At 70.3% G+C, this 14,488-nt stretch carries 14 protein-coding genes; 8 read left to right on the top strand and 6 right to left on the bottom strand.

Translation table 11 applies throughout. The features are described from left to right. The first annotated feature begins 47 nt into the window (after positions 1-47). Positions 48-368: a hypothetical protein gene (locus tag ACYCO6_RS32250; protein ID WP_459767040.1), complete on the top strand. Its 321-nt coding sequence runs from the start codon at positions 48-50 to the stop codon at positions 366-368. A gap of 148 nt (positions 369-516) precedes the next feature. On the opposite strand, the gene ACYCO6_RS32245 is transcribed toward ACYCO6_RS32250, so the two are convergent. Then, complete coding sequence (locus ACYCO6_RS32245; RefSeq protein WP_459767037.1) at positions 517-1,563, bottom strand: DUF2891 domain-containing protein; 1,047 nt, start codon at positions 1,561-1,563, stop codon at positions 517-519. A 145-nt stretch (positions 1,564-1,708) separates the two neighbouring features. Between ACYCO6_RS32245 and ACYCO6_RS32240 the strand changes: the two genes are divergently transcribed. After that, positions 1,709-2,464 carry a CDP-diacylglycerol diphosphatase gene (locus tag ACYCO6_RS32240; protein WP_459767035.1) on the top strand — a complete coding sequence of 252 codons (756 nt, stop codon included), beginning with the start codon at positions 1,709-1,711 and terminating at the stop codon, positions 2,462-2,464. 15 nt (positions 2,465-2,479) lie between these two features. On the opposite strand, the gene ACYCO6_RS32235 is transcribed toward ACYCO6_RS32240, so the two are convergent. After that, positions 2,480-3,385, bottom strand: coding sequence for a LysR family transcriptional regulator (locus tag ACYCO6_RS32235; RefSeq protein ID WP_459767033.1), 906 nt, complete (start codon positions 3,383-3,385; stop codon positions 2,480-2,482). Positions 3,386-3,562: 177 nt separating this feature from the next. Here ACYCO6_RS32235 and ACYCO6_RS32230 point away from each other — a divergent pair, with 177 nt between their 5' ends. The 6 genes from ACYCO6_RS32230 to ACYCO6_RS32205 all read left to right on the top strand — a co-directional run bounded on the left by ACYCO6_RS32230 (position 3,563) and on the right by ACYCO6_RS32205 (position 10,813). Continuing rightward, a complete protein-coding gene (locus ACYCO6_RS32230) occupies positions 3,563-5,083 on the top strand; it encodes an ABC transporter substrate-binding protein (RefSeq protein ID WP_459767031.1) in 1,521 nt (506 codons plus the stop codon). 92 nt (positions 5,084-5,175) lie between these two features. Further along, a complete protein-coding gene (locus ACYCO6_RS32225; RefSeq protein WP_459767029.1) occupies positions 5,176-6,093 on the top strand; it encodes an ABC transporter permease in 918 nt (305 codons plus the stop codon). Between the two features lie 40 nt (positions 6,094-6,133). After that, entirely contained in the window at positions 6,134-7,072 is a 939-nt protein-coding gene (locus ACYCO6_RS32220; protein ID WP_459767027.1) for an ABC transporter permease, read from the top strand. A 160-nt stretch (positions 7,073-7,232) separates the two neighbouring features. Continuing rightward, positions 7,233-8,651: a M20 family metallopeptidase gene (locus ACYCO6_RS32215; RefSeq protein WP_459767024.1), complete on the top strand. Its 1,419-nt coding sequence runs from the start codon at positions 7,233-7,235 to the stop codon at positions 8,649-8,651. 4 nt (positions 8,652-8,655) lie between these two features. Then, a complete protein-coding gene (locus tag ACYCO6_RS32210; RefSeq protein ID WP_459767022.1) occupies positions 8,656-10,260 on the top strand; it encodes an ABC transporter ATP-binding protein in 1,605 nt (534 codons plus the stop codon). 193 nt (positions 10,261-10,453) lie between these two features. Next, entirely contained in the window at positions 10,454-10,813 is a 360-nt protein-coding gene (locus ACYCO6_RS32205; protein WP_459767020.1) for a hypothetical protein, read from the top strand. On the opposite strand, the gene ACYCO6_RS32200 is transcribed toward ACYCO6_RS32205, so the two are convergent. The 4 genes from ACYCO6_RS32200 to ACYCO6_RS32185 all read right to left on the bottom strand — a co-directional run bounded on the left by ACYCO6_RS32200 (position 10,786) and on the right by ACYCO6_RS32185 (position 14,443). Then, entirely contained in the window at positions 10,786-11,235 is a 450-nt protein-coding gene (locus ACYCO6_RS32200; protein WP_459773818.1) for a Ros/MucR family transcriptional regulator, read from the bottom strand. The genes ACYCO6_RS32205 and ACYCO6_RS32200 overlap by 28 nt on opposite strands. 272 nt (positions 11,236-11,507) lie before the next feature. Beyond that, positions 11,508-12,593, bottom strand: a complete 1,086-nt coding sequence (locus ACYCO6_RS32195; protein WP_459767018.1) for a YeiH family protein — start codon at positions 12,591-12,593, stop codon at positions 11,508-11,510. A gap of 142 nt (positions 12,594-12,735) precedes the next feature. Further along, a complete protein-coding gene (locus tag ACYCO6_RS32190) occupies positions 12,736-13,680 on the bottom strand; it encodes an ABC transporter permease (protein ID WP_459767016.1) in 945 nt (314 codons plus the stop codon). Next, positions 13,673-14,443 carry an ABC transporter ATP-binding protein gene (locus ACYCO6_RS32185; RefSeq protein ID WP_459767013.1) on the bottom strand — a complete coding sequence of 257 codons (771 nt, stop codon included), beginning with the start codon at positions 14,441-14,443 and terminating at the stop codon, positions 13,673-13,675. The genes ACYCO6_RS32190 and ACYCO6_RS32185 overlap by 8 nt, the downstream gene beginning before the upstream one ends. Positions 14,444-14,488: the final 45 nt, after the last annotated feature.

Raw genomic sequence — 14,488 nt, 5'->3', positions numbered from 1 at the left:
GGCCGGTTGTAGTATGCGCGTTTCGAATACCGACGCGCGGGACTGCCATGACCCTCACCGGACGTTTCTGGTTCCGCCGGACCTGGACCGGCAGGCTGATCCTGCTTGTCGAGGAGGAGCGCGAGCGCTGGTTTCGCCGCCGCCTGGGCAACAAGCTGCGCTGGCGCGATGCGAAGCTGCTCGATCTCGCAGAGACACCCCTGCGGACGCTCATGACACTGGAGCGGACCTACCGGGCCGAGTTCGGAAGCGGGGATGCGCGCCGCCCCTCCGGCCTTCCGGCCGCGACGCCGCCGCTGGGCACGGGCGATCCCGCCTGGAAACGCGGGACATCCACCCCAGGAACAAGGCCGCCCCTCTCGGGTTGACGCAGTGCAGCACCGCGATGGCGTCGCTGTGCTGCTGCCCCTCGTGGGCGTTTCCTCCCTAGACTTCGGACCGCTCCACTGAGGACGGTCCTTTTTTTTGGCCAATGCAGACCAACGCGGCCTGCGACAAATGGTTCTCACAAAATCCTTAGAATCCGCCGCTCATGCGCGGGATTCCATTGGCAGGCCCTTCGGGCCTCAGAGCCAGCAGGGCGAAGCTCGCGAGCCAGTGCTCGCCCATGTAGTCGCCGGCCACGTGCGGGAGCCCTGCCGCGAGGTGCGCCTCCGCCGCCGCGGAGAGCGGCGGGCGGCGGGGATCGTCGGTCTTGAGGGCAGCGGCCAGCGCCCGGAAGCACCAAGCGCGGCTGAGGTTGAGTCCGTCGAGATGCGCGATCTTCCCGTCACTGCGGTCGGTCGCGGCGGCTGGTCGGAACAGGGTTGCCGGTCGGCCCGCCGCGAGATCGGGCAGGAACCGGTCGAACCAGGGCCGGAACCGCGCCGGAGGCAGGAGGCGGCGCATGCACTCGGCCTCGATCAGCGCGGAGGACAGGAAATCGTCCCCGCCCGGCTCGCCCCAGGCGGGACAATCTGCATCCGCCCCGTACCAGCCCTCGGCGGTCCGCAGCAGCAGGGCGCCGAATTCGGCATGCCGCGCGCCCTCGGCGTAATCGGCCGCGAGGCGAAGCGCGAATGCGCTGTTGAAGTGGGTCCCCACCCGCACCGGATAAGAGGCAATCGGCAGGAAGTCCCGGAACCGCTGGACGATGAGGCCGGTCAGCGGTGCGAGGGCCTCAGACCAGCGGGGCTCGGGCAGGCGGGCGAGTTCGTCGGCGAGTTTCAGGAGCCACGCCCAGCCGTAGGGCCGCTCGAAGCCGCGCGCGGTCGGCGCGGCGAAGTAGGCGCATTCCCCCGCCACCGCGGCGGGGGTCAGCTGCGCGTCGAACCGGGCGCGGATCGCCCCGGCCTGGGCCCCCTCCGGAAACAGCCGCAGCACCCGCGCCAGCAGCCAGTAGCCGTGGACGCAGGAATGCCAATCGTAGCTGCCGTGGAAGACCGGGTGGAGGTCGGCGGGGGTACGGGCGTCCTCCGGTCCCGCCAGGACGTGACCCGGCTTGTTCGGGTATTCGCGGGTGACGTGGCCGAGCGCCACCGCCGCGAAGCGGGCGCCGATCTCCGGGGTGAGCGCGGTCGTCATCGCGGGGCTCCGGATTCGGGACGGGCCGGCATAGCGGGTTTTCGGCAAACCGTCAGGACATCCGGACGCTTTGCCGCGATGGTCCAGGATCGGCTATCGCGGATCCGCCAGCCGAGCCGGGATGCCGGCCTCACCGGGAGCCCCCATGCGCCGCGCGATGCTCGCCGCCCTCCTCGTCGCGCTCGCGATGCCGGCGCAGGCCGGCCCGGATCCCAGCCGGGACGTCCTGTGGGCGGCGCTGAAGACCTGCGTGCTCGCCAAGCGGGTCGCCAACCGGACCTTCCCCTGCCTCTCGGTCGACTTGGGCGACAAGGACCGGCCCGGCTCGGCCGTCCTGCGCGCCCCCGGCGAGCCGACCCATAGCGTGGTCATGCCCACCGCCACCGTGGCCGGGCTCGAAGCCCCCGTCCTGCGCGGCCCGGCCGGCGCGGCCTACTGGCGGGCGGCGCTCGCCGCGCGCCCCTTCGTGTCCGACGTGCTGAAGGGACGGCTGTCACCCGGGGAGGTCGGGCTGGCGGTCAACTCGGCCCGGGGCCGCAGCCAGGACCAGCTCCATATCCACCTCGACTGCATGAAGCCCGGCGTGCTGGCGGCCCTCAAGGCGCACGGCCACCAGATCCGCAGGACTTGGAGCCGCTTTCCGGTACCGCTGGCCGGCGACCGCTTCTTCGCGTTGCGCGTCCCGAACGCGGAGGCCGAGCGCTTCAACCCGTTCGCGGCCCTCCACACCCTGCCTGGCGCCCGGCCGGACCTGCACCGGACGAGCTTTGCGGCGCTCACCACGCCATCGGGCGATCCCGAGCCGGGCTTCATCCTCTTGGCCTACCGGGCGCCCAACGCCAGCGCCGAGGATGTCATGGACCACAGCTGCGCCGTCGCCTCCGGCCGCGGAGGTGCCTGAGCGGGCCCGAGCGCCCTATCCGGCCCCCACCGGCGGCGGCAGCGCGTCGATGAGCTGGCGCAGGAACGCCCGCACCGCCTTCGGGAGCCGCCGGTCACGCATGGCCTGGACCTGGATGCCGCGGGCGAGGCTCGCCCGGGACCGGATCGGCAGGCTGACCAGCTCGTTCAGGCGCAGGGGCGTCGTCACCGACAGCGCCGACATCAGCGCGAGCCCGCGGGAGCGCCGCACGAAGGGCAGCAGCGCCGAGAGCTTGTTGGCGGTCAAGACCGGCTCGATCACGATGCCCTCGAGCGCGCAGGCGGCATCGAACACCTGCCGCAGGGTCGTGTCCCGGGTGGGCAAGGCGACCGGATAGGTCGACAGGTCGGCGAGGCGCAGGGCCGGTACCCGCGCGAGGGGATGATCGGGCGCGGCGAGCGCCAGCATGTCCACCTGCCCATCGTAGAGCACCTCGACCTGCGTGGTGGGGGTGAGCGCGAAGGTGATGCCGAGATCGGCTTCGCCCACCGCCACCGTCTGGGTCACCTGCGCGGGCGGCTGCACCGTCACCTCGAAGCGTATGCCGGGATGGACCGCGTGGAAGGCCGCGATGGCGTTCGGCACGATGTCGAGGGAAAAACCCTCGGAACTCGCCACCCGGATCAGCCCCCGGGCGAGCCCTTCCAGCTCCCGGATCTCCGTGACCACCTGCTCGGAGCGAATCAACACCTGGTGGGCATGCTGCGCCAGCAGCTCGCCGGCCGGGCTCGGCACCATGCCGCGGGGGCGCCGCTCGAACAGCACGCAGTCGAGCTCGGCCTCCAGATTGGCGATCTGCCGGCTGATCGCCGACGCCGCCACGTTGAGCTGATCCGAGGCCGCGGCGATCGAGCCGGTGCGGGCTACGGCCAGGAAGTAGCGTAGCCCGGTTGTTTGCATTATTCTGCCTCGAAGCGACTGTCTCGCCATATCCGTTGCCGAGATGGCAAGGCAGCACTCGCCAAATTCTACTTGTTGCGATCTCAGATGCACAACATCATCGCAGGGTGAAAAAGGCGGCAGCCGCGGATTCGTCCCGCTCGGCCTGTTCGCCGGGCCGTCGGAGACGGAGTTCCCATGTCGATCCGGACACTCACCCTGGCTGCTTCCCTCGCCGTCCTGACGGTCGCGAGCCCAGCACTCGCCGGCAAGGCGGACGACACTCTGGTCTACGCCTCGGACAGCGAGCCGGAGAACGTCAGCCCGTATCACAACAGCGCCCGTGAGGGCGTGATCCTGGCCCGGAACTGCTGGGACACGCTGCTGTGGCGCGATCCCAAGGACGGCACCTACAAGCCGATGCTGGCCACCGCCTGGACCTGGAAGGACGACACGACCCTGGATCTCACGATCCGAGAGGGCGTGGTCTTCCACAACGGCGACCCGCTCGGGCCGGAGGACGTGGCCTTCACGTTTAATTACGTGCTGACGCCCGAGGCGCGCACGGTCACCCGCCAGAACGTCGACTGGATGAAGTCGGTGGAGGTCACCGGCCCGCACAGCGTGCGCATCCACCTCAAGGCGCCGTTTCCGGCGGCGCTTGAATACCTCGCCGGCCCGACGCCGATCTTCCCGGCCACCTACTTCAAGAAGGTCGGGCTCGACGGCTTCGCCAAGGCGCCCGTCGGCAGCGGTCCCTACCGGATCACCAAGGTCGACAGCGGCCGCGGCGTCACCATGGAGCGCTTCGACAAGTATTGGGCGGGCAGCCCGCTGGGGAAGCCGAAGATCGGGAAGCTGCAGTTCCGCGTCATCCCGGATGGCGAGAGCCGGATGGCCGAGCTGATGACCGGCGGCGTCGACTGGATCTGGCGGGTCCCGAGCGACCAGGCCGAGCAGCTGCGCGCCGCGCCCAACATCACCGTTCTCAACGCCGAGACGATGCGGGTCGGCTTCCTGCAGTTCGACACGCTGGGCCGGGCGAAGGAGAATTCGCCGCTCAAGGACGTGCGGGTCCGGCAGGCGATCAGCTACGCCATCGATCGCAAGGCGATGGTCGACAACCTCGTGCGCGGCGCCTCGCGGGTGATGAACGCCCTCTGCTTCGTCGACCAGTTCGGCTGCACCGACCAGGGCGTGCCGCGCTACCCCTACGATCCGGCCAAAGCCAAGGCGCTGCTCAAGGAAGCCGGTTATCCCGACGGGTTCGAGATCGACCTCGGCGCCTATCGCGAGCGGGATTACGCCGAGGCGGTGATCGGGTATCTGGGCGCCGTCGGCATCAAGGCGCGGCTCAACTACCTGCGCTACGCGGCGTTCCGCGATTCGCTGCGGGCCGGCAAGACCTCGATCGGCTATCAGACCTGGGGGTCGTTCTCGGTCCTGGACGTCTCGGCCTTCGATGGGGTGTATTTCCGCGGCGGCGAGGAGGACCTGACCAAGGATCCGCAGGTGATCGCCGACCTGCAGGAGGGCGACAGCTCCACCGACCCGGAGAAGCGCAAGGCCGCCTACGCCAAGGCGCTCCAGCGGATCGCCGCGCAGGCCTACGCCCTGCCGATGTTCTCCTACTCGACCAACTACGCCTTCACGTCGGACCTGAACTTCACCGCCCAGCCCGACGAGGTGCCGCGCTTCTACGCGGCATCGTGGAAGTGACGGCGATGGCCGCCGCTGCGCGACGCGCCCCCTCCCCCGCAGAGGGGGGAGGGGGCGCGCGCGATCCGCATCGGCCCGAAGGAGCCTGAGCCATGCTGGCTTTCACGTTCCGGCGCATCCTGGTCGCCCTGGCGGTGGCCTTCACGGTCTCGGTGGCGAGCTTCCTGCTGCTCCACCTGTCGGGCGACCTCGCCACGGCGATTGCCGGACCGGAGGCCACCGGGCCGCAGATCGCGCAGATCCGCCAGGATTACGGCCTGGATCAGCCGCTGCTCACCCAGTTCCTCACCTGGGGCTGGCGGGCGCTGCACCTCGATTTCGGCAATTCCTTCTACTTCCGCGAGCGGGTGATCGACCTGCTGGCCGCCCGCCTGCCGATCACCCTCTATCTCGGCATCATCGCGCTGGCCGTCGCGCTGTTCGTGGCGATCCCGCTCGGCGTCATCGCCGCGGTGAAGCGCGACACCTGGATCGACCGGCTGGCGCTCGCGGTCTCGGTTCTGGGCCAGGCGATGCCGAGCTTCTGGTTCGGCCTGACGCTGATTCTGATCTTCTCCGTGCAGCTGCGCTGGCTGCCGGTCTCAGGGAACGCCAGCTGGAAGAACTTCGTCCTGCCCGCAGTGGCGCTCGGCTACTACGCGATGCCGGCGGTGATGCGGCTCACCCGCAACGGCATGCTGGAGGTGCTGGCCTCCGACTACGTCCGCACCGCCCGCGCCAAGGGGCTGCCGCCGCGCAAGATCCTGGTGCGCCACGCCCTGCGCAACGCCGTGATCCCGGTGATCGCCCTGTCGGCGGTGCAGTTCGGCTTCATGCTCGGCGGCTCGATCGTGATCGAGGCGGTGTTCTCGCTCCAGGGCCTCGGCCAGCTCGCCTGGGAATCCATCGCCCGCAACGATTTCCCCGTCGTCCAGGCGATCGTGCTGGTGCTCGCCATGATCTACATCGGCCTGACCCTGGCGGCGGACCTGCTGAACGCCTTCCTCGATCCGCGCCTGCGCCGGGCATGAGCGTGCATCGTGAGGCGTCCGTCATGAGGAGGAGCCGCTCATGAGCCTGCCCCCCGACACGGCGGCGTTGACCGCGCCCGCCCTGCCGCCCGAGGCCGAGGTCCCGGTCGCCGCGGCGGTCCCCTCCCCCACCGGCCTCATCCTGCGGCGGGGGCTGCGCCACACGGGCTTCCTGATCGGCGCCGGGATCTTTGGGCTGATCGTGCTGGCGGCGCTCGCCGCGCCGCTCATCGCCCCGCACGATCCCTACGCGCAGGACGTGTCGCGCCGCCTGATCCCGCCGGTCTGGCAGGCCAAGGGCTCCTGGGACCACGTGCTCGGCACCGACAAGCTCGGGCGCGATTATCTCAGCCGCCTGCTCTACGGCGGCCAGATCTCCCTGCTGATCGGGGTCTCGGCGGCGCTGATCTCCGGGCTGATCGGCACGACCCTCGGATTGTGCGCCGGCTATTTCGGCGGCTGGGTCGACTCCGTGGTGAGCTACGTCGTCACCACGCGGCTGGCCATGCCGGTGGTGCTGGTGGCACTCGCCATGGCGGCGCTGGTCGGCGGCTCCCTGAAGGTGGTGGTGTTGGTGCTGGGCTTCCTGCTCTGGGACCGCTTCGCCGTGGTGACCCGGGCGGCCACGCAGCAGATCCGCAACCAGGACTTCGTCTCGGCAGCCCGCGCCGCCGGACTGACGGACCTGCGCATCATCGGCCAGGAGATCCTGCCCAACATCATGAACGCGCTGATCGTCGTGGCGACGCTTGAAATGGCCCACGCGATCCTGCTGGAGGCTGCCCTCTCCTTCCTGGGTCTCGGCGTGCAGCCGCCCCTGCCCTCCTGGGGCCTGATGATCGCCGAGGGCAAGCAGTACATGTTCTTCCAGCCCTGGGTGATCACCATCCCGGGCGTGGCGCTCCTCCTCCTCGTGCTGGCGATCAACCTCCTGGGCGACGGCCTGCGGGATATCACCGCGCCCGAGGCGCGCAACTGATGGCCTGCGCACGCCGCCGTCCTGGCGAGCGCAGCGGCGCAAACCAGCGGCGCCCCGTTCACCGATGTCGCGCTGCCCTGGGTCGCTTCGCTGCGCTCGCGATGGCGACGTGGGTAGGCCGAGCGATCGAAACCCTCTCTACTTCCTCCGAGATCAGACCATGACGCGAGACGACGCCATCGCGCGCGCCACCCAAGCTTTCGACTCGGGCGCGTTCCTCGCGCTCCTGCGGGAGGCGGTGGCGATGCCCACCGAGAGCCAAGCCCCGGGCCAGGAGGCGGCCCTGCGCGCCTATCTCGACGCCTTCATCACGCCGCTGGTGACCCGCCTCGGCTTTGCGGCCCCGAAGATCTTCCCCAACCCCGACGGCGTGCACGGCCCGTTCCTGATCGCCGAGCGCCACGAGGGCCCGGACCTGCCGACTGTGCTGATCTATGGCCACGGCGACACGGTGCGGGGCTACCCCGAGCAGTGGCGCGAGGGCCTCGGGCCCTGGGAGATCGTGGTCGAGGGCGACCGCTGGTACGGCCGCGGCACAGCCGACAACAAGGGCCAGCACGTCCTCAATCTCGCCGCCCTGGAGCAGGTGGTCGCGGCCCGCGACGGGCGCCTGGGCTTCAACGTGAAGCTCCTGATCGAGATGGGCGAGGAATCCGGCTCGCCGGGCCTGCGGCCGTTCTGCCGGGAGCAGGCCCAGGGGCTCCGGGCCGACGTGCTGATCGCCTCGGACGGCCCCCGGCTCAACGCCGAGCGCCCGACCCTCTTCCTGGGTTCCCGGGGCGCCTACAATTTCGAGCTCAGCCTGAACCTGCGGGAGGGCCCGCACCATTCCGGCAACTGGGGCGGCCTGCTGCGCAATCCCGGCACGGTGCTGGCCTCGGCCATCGCGTCGATGGTGGATGCCCGCGGCAGCATCCTGATCGAGGCCCTGCGGCCGCCGCCGATCCCCGAAGGCGTGCGCGCGGCGCTCGCCGACATCCGCGTCGGCGAGGACCCGACCGCGCCGAAGATCGATCCCGACTGGGGCGAGCCCGGCCTGACACCCGCCGAGCGGGTCTTCGCCTGGAACACCCTTGAGGTTCTCGCCTTCAAGACCGGCGACCCGGACGGACCGCTCAACGCCGTGCCGCCCCACGCCAAGGCGACCCTGCAGCTGCGCTTCGTCGTCGGCACCGACTGGCAGAACCTGATTGAGAACGTGCGCGCCCATCTCGACGCCCACGGCTTCCCGATGATCGACGTCAAGCCGGCCCGCGCCGCGGAGGTCTTCCAGGCGACACGGCTGCCCGTGGAGGATCCCTGGGTGGATTGGGCGCTCCAGTCGATCGAGGCGAGCACGGGCAAGAAGCCGGCGCTGCTGCCCAATCTCGGCGGCTCGCTGCCGAACGATGCCTTCTCGGAAATCCTAGGACTGCCGACCCTCTGGGTGCCGCATTCCTACCCGGCCTGCCGCCAGCACGGGCCCGACGAGCACATGCTCGCCTCGGGCACCCGGGAAGGCCTGGCGATCATGGCCGGCCTGTTCTGGGATCTCGGCGAGGCCGGACCCGACATCCTGCGCCGCGTCGCGAGGGCCTGAAATCATGGGTGAGCCGGTCGTCCGCATCCGCGATCTGACGATCGCGCTCCCCAAGGGCGCCGACCGCCCGCACGCGGTGGAGGGCCTCACCCTCGACCTCGAGGCCGGGAAGATCCTCTGCGTGGTCGGGGAATCGGGCTCGGGCAAGTCGATGAGCGCCTACGCGCTCACCGGCCTCCTGCCCCGGGCGCTGAAGCCGACGGCCGGTTCGATCCTGTTCGAGGGCCAAGATCTCCTGACCCTCGACGAGCCCGCGTGGCGGGTCCTGCGGGGCCGGCGCATCGCCATGGTGTTCCAAGAGCCGATGACGGCGCTGAACCCGGTGATGCGGGTCGGCGACCAGATCGCCGAGATGTTCGAGGCGCACAACCTGCTCACCCGGAGAGAGCGGTGGGCCCGGGCGGTGGCGCTGGCGGCCGAGGTCGGGCTGCCGAATCCTGAGGAGGCGGTGCGGGCCTATCCGCACCAGCTCTCCGGCGGCCAGCGGCAGCGGGCGATGATCGCCATGGCGCTGGCGCTGGAGCCCTCCGTCCTGGTCGCCGACGAGCCGACCACGGCGCTCGACGTCACCACCCAGGCCCAGATCCTCCGGCTGATCCGCGACCTGCAGCGGAAGCGCGGGATGAGCGTCCTGTTCATCACCCACGATTTCGGCGTCGTGGCGGAGATCGCCGACCACGTGGCGGTGCTCCAGCGCGGGCGGCTCGTGGAATCCGGCCCCGCCGAGTCCGTGCTGCGCGACCCGCAGGCGCCCTACACGCGGGCGCTGCTCGCCGCCGTCCCGAGCCTCACCCCGCCGCCGCGGCCGTCGCTGGAGGCGGCCCCGGTCGCCCTGTCGGTCGCGGGGCTGTCCAAGAGCTATGCGACGAAGGGGGGCCTGTTCGGCAAGCCGCGGGTGGTGGCAGCGGTGAAGCAGGTCACCTTCGACGTGCGGCGCGGCGAGACACTGGGACTGGTGGGCGAATCGGGCTCGGGCAAGTCGACGACCGCGCGGCTGGCGATCCGGCTGATCGAGCCCGACGGCGGCGCGGTTCACCTGGGCGACCTCGACTATACGGCGCTCGGACGGGCCGCGCTGCGGGACAAGCGCAGCCGCATCCAGATGATCTTCCAGGACCCGTTCGCGTCCTTGAACCCGCGACGCACCGTCGAGCAGATCATCACGGCGGGTCCCATCGCCCATGGGGTTCCGGCCGCGGAGGCGCGGGACCGGGCCCGGACCCTCCTCGACCTCGTCGGCCTCGATCCGAAGGCGGCCGCCCGCTACCCGAACGCCTTCTCGGGGGGCCAGCGCCAGCGCATCGGCATCGCCCGGGCGCTCGCCATGGAGCCGGACGTGCTGGTGGCCGACGAGGCGGTCTCGGCGCTCGACGTCTCGGTCCAGCGGCAAGTGCTGAATCTCCTGGAGGACCTGAAGCAGCGCCTGTCCCTGGCGATGCTGTTCATCACCCACGACCTGCGGGTGGCGGCCACGATCTGCGACCGGATCGCCGTGATGCACCGGGGCGCCATCGTGGAGATGCGCGGGACCGCCGACCTGTTCGCCGCCCCGGAGCACGCCTACACACGCAGCCTGCTGGCAGCCGTGCCGGGCGCCCGGGCCTCCTGAACGCGCTGTCCGGCCGCGACGGCCGCCCATTTGGGACGCAGAGACAAGTTTTTTGGACGCCACCGCCCTATTCGGTTGCGCACGATCCGGTACGATGCCGGTCTTGTCGAGGGTCGAGCGCCTCGGCGGATCCACGGCCGAACCCGCTATCCGTCCCTGCTCACGCCTCGCATGCGGACGGGGATTCTTCAGCGTGTCGATCTCAGATAAGTCCGACGGCATCCGCCCCGGTCGCAGAGAGTCCGAGCCGGAGGTGCCGCCGGTGCTGCGTCGCGGGCGCAAGCACCGGATCGTGCGCTGGATCGGGGCGGCCCAACGGCGCCCGTCGCCGTCTGTCGAGGCCACCCCATCCGCAGCGCCGGAAGCCAGCGTCATCCGGTTGAGCTGGGCCGATACGTACGGCCGGCCGGTGCGCCCCGCCCCTGCGGGTCTCGGCCGCTCCGCTCCGATCTCCGCGCAGGTTCTGCCCTTCCAGGCTCGCTCGACCGGCGACACCAAACGGCCGGCGCAGCGCCGCGACGCCGGTCAGCCGCCGGTGCCGGTCTTGCGCTGATTGGCGCGCGCGCCGGGCACACCCAGGCCGATCGCCTTCGCGAGTGCCGAGCGCTGCGCCGCGTAGCCGGGCGCGGTCATCGGGTAATCGGCCGGTAGCCCGTAGCGCTCGCGATACCGCTCCGGCGTGAGGCCGTGCGCGGTGAGGTGGCGCTTCAGCGTCTTGTAGAACCGGCCGTCGATGAAGCTGATGATGCCGTCCTGCTGGACCGACTTGCGGATCTGGGCCGGGGTCGGCTGTTCGACCGCGGGCGCGACCTCGGCGGCCGGCTTGCCGTCGAGGCTCGCCAGGGCCTTGTGGACGCTCGCCATCAGTTCCGGCAGCGCGGCCGGCGGGACGGAATTGTTCGCCACGTAGGCCGCGACGATCTCGCCGACCAGCGCGACGAGCTTGACGGTGCTCTCTGCATTTTTTTCAGGCACTGCGCGAGTCCACTCAAAGCTTTCGAGAATGACGGCAGAGGTTCCAAAAGCAAAAACCGGGCAAGTGTCAAGATACGCTTGATCGCCGATCGGCTGCGGAAAGCGCATTTTGATACCGGATGAGGGAAGCCGTATTCCGAACAGAACCGGTCATCTGCGGACGTGCCCGGGGACGGCGGGGGTTACATCGGCGCAGCGCCCCCGCCGCGCGAACAACACCGCACCGCAATATGATTGACTTGCCTAAGGTATGGTCCAAGTCGTTAGCCGCCTCAGCCGATCCCGAGGGCACGGATCAGGACGAGACTCAGGGCGACGAGCACGGCGAGCGACGCGGTGACGGCGAGCGTGACGCGACCGCCCACCCGGGCCAGCACGCGCACGTCGACGCCGAGGCCCAGGGCAGCCATGGACAGGACCGTGAGCACGCCCGCGAGTTGCGTCAGCGGTCTCACCGCCACGTCCGGGATCACGCCGAGCGAGCGCAGGGTGGCGAGCGCCAGGAAGCCGAGGATGAACCAGGGCACCAGCTTGGTCAGGCCCGGGCGTGCGGGTGCGGCCTGCATCCCCGCCGCCTGCGGCAGCCGAGGGGCGATCAGCGAGAACGCCACCACGACGGGGCCGAGCATCAGCACACGCACCAGCTTGACCAGCGTGCCGACCTGGGTCGACAGCAGGCCCACCGGCACGGTCGCGGCCAGGACCTGCGGCACCGCGTAGACGGTGAGCCCCGCCAGCACCCCGTACTGGGTGTCGCTCATCCCGGCGAGCGGCACGAACAGCGGCAGGCCCAGCACCATCAGAACGCCCAGCACCGCCGTGAAGGCGATCGCCGCGGCGATGTCCTTGGCCTCGGCCCCGATCACCGGCGCCACCGCGGCGATGGCCGAGTTGCCGCAGATGGCATTGCCACAGGCCACCAGGATCGCCATCCGGGCCGGCAGGCCCAGCACCCGGCAGATCAGATAGCTGGCACCAATGCCGAGCACGACCGTGCCGACGATCCCGGCGAGCAGGGCCGGACCGGAGGCGAGGATCGCCCCCAGGCTGAGCGAGGCGCCGAGCAGGACGACCGCGACTTCGAGCAGCTGCTTGGCCGAGAACGCGATGCCGGTCCGAAACCGGGTGTCGGGGGCCCAGGCGGTGCGCACCGCGATGCCGATCAGGATCGCCAGGACCAGCGCCTCGACATAGGGATGGCCGGCCACCCGCTCCTCAAGGGCCTGCGCGGCCATGGCGACGGCCGTGATCGCTCCGCACAGGCCGATCCCAGGCAGCACGGAGATGGCCGAAGCCGACCGGACGTCCTGCCGAGGGGCGGCCTCCGGGGTCGTCTTGGAAGAGGCTTCAGGGCTCACGGGGCGGGCTCCGGGGCAATCGTCGGAGCGCGTAGGAAGAAAACGTTCGTCGCACGGATGCAAGGGAGAAGAATGCTCTCCTTCCGTGAACCGTGCGAGAAAATGCGCCCCTACGGGGCGCCCGATGGGGCCGACGGGAGGGTCAGGTTTGCATGCCCCAGCGCCGGATGGTGCGGCGTTCGATGGTCTGGAAGATCAGGTTCTCGACGACGAGGCCGATCAGGATGACGGTGAGCAGGCCGGCGAACACGTTCGGGATGTCGAGCATGTTCTTGTTCTCGAAGATGAACCAGCCCAGCCCGCCCGAGCCCGAGGAGACGCCGAAGACCAGCTCGGCCGCGATCAGGGTGCGCCACGCAAACGCCCAGCCGACCTTCAGGCCCGTCAGGATCGCGGGAAACGCCGCCGGGATCAGGATCCGGCCGATCAGCCCGGGCCCGGACAGCCCGTAATTGCGCCCGACCATCTTCAGCGTCCGGCTCACCGACAGGAAGCCCGAATGGGTGTTGAGCGCGATCGCCCAGGTCACCGAGTGCACCAGCACGAAGATCAGGCTGCCGTTGCCCAGGCCGAACCAGATCAGCGCCAGCGGCAGCAGCGCGATCGCCGGCAGCGGGTTGAACATCGAGGTCAGCGTCTCGAGGAAGTCGGTGCCGATCCGCGACGCGATCGCGATGCCGGTGAGCAGGGCTGCCAGCGCCACGCCGGCGGCGTAGCCCATCAGCAGCACCTTCAGCGAGGACCAGGCGCGCGCCGGCAGCGTGCCGTCCGCCAGGCCGTGCACGAACGCCGTCACGGTGGCCGAGAAGGTCGGGAACAGCAGGTCGTTGTCGAGGTAGCGCCCGTAGGCCTCCCAGACCGCCGCCAGCACGAGCAGGATCACGGCCTTGCGCAGCCAGGCCTGGTTGTAGAGCCGCTCGGCGACCGAGAGCGGCTTCTCAACCACCGGGGCGGCGTGGGCCTGACCCGTGTCGCGCACGATCTCGGGGCGCGCCGCTGCCGCGGCGGCCGGGCGCGGCGGGGCGAGGCCGGTCAGGGGCGGGGTGCCGGTCAGAGGCGTACCGGTCAGGGCCTGGGCGCTAGACATTCTCGGCCTCCTGGATCTCTTCCGAGAACAGCATCTGCTGGATGCGGCTCTCCAGCCGCAGCGCCGCCTCGGGCGTCTCGGCGCTGTTGAGTTCGGCCTTGACCTCGCCGGGATGGGGCGAGAGCAGCAGGATGCGCGAGCCGACCTTGATCGCCTCGGGGATCGAGTGGGTGACAAACAGCACGGTGAAGCGCGTGCCCTCCCACAGCGCCAGCAGCTCGTCCTGCATGCGCCGGCGCGTGAGCGCGTCGAGCGCCGCGAAGGGCTCGTCCATCAGCAGGATGTCGGGCTCCATCGCCATGCCGCGGGCGATGGCCACGCGCTGCTTCATCCCGCCCGACAGGGTGTGCGGGTAGCTGTCGGCGAACTTCGTCAGGTTGACCTTGTCGATGTACAGGTTGGCCCGGTCCAGCGCCTCCCGGCCCCTGAGCCGGCCCGAGGCTTCCAGGGCGAAGACCACGTTCTGCCGGACGGTCTTCCACGGCAAAAGCTGGTCGAATTCCTGGAACACCATCATCCGGTCGGGGCCGGGCTCGGTGACCGGCCGGCCTTTCAGCCGGATCTCGCCCTCGGTGGCGGCCATGTAGCCGCCCACCGCCTTGAGCAGGGTCGACTTCCCGCAGCCCGACGGGCCGAGCAGGACGAACCGGTCCCCGGGCCAGACCCGGAAGCTCACCCGATAGGTGGCCGTGACGAGGTGCTCGGGCGTCTTGTAGCGAAGCGTGACGCCGTCCACCTCCAGCAGAGGCTGACCCGTGTCCATCCATCCTCCCTGGCGCCGCGGATCAGGCCGCGTTTCGCTGACGGC

The organism is Methylobacterium sp. CM6257, from assembly GCF_054611515.1.
The sequence above is the reverse complement of the archived record's forward strand: the minus strand, read 5'-3'. Positions and strand labels throughout refer to the sequence as shown.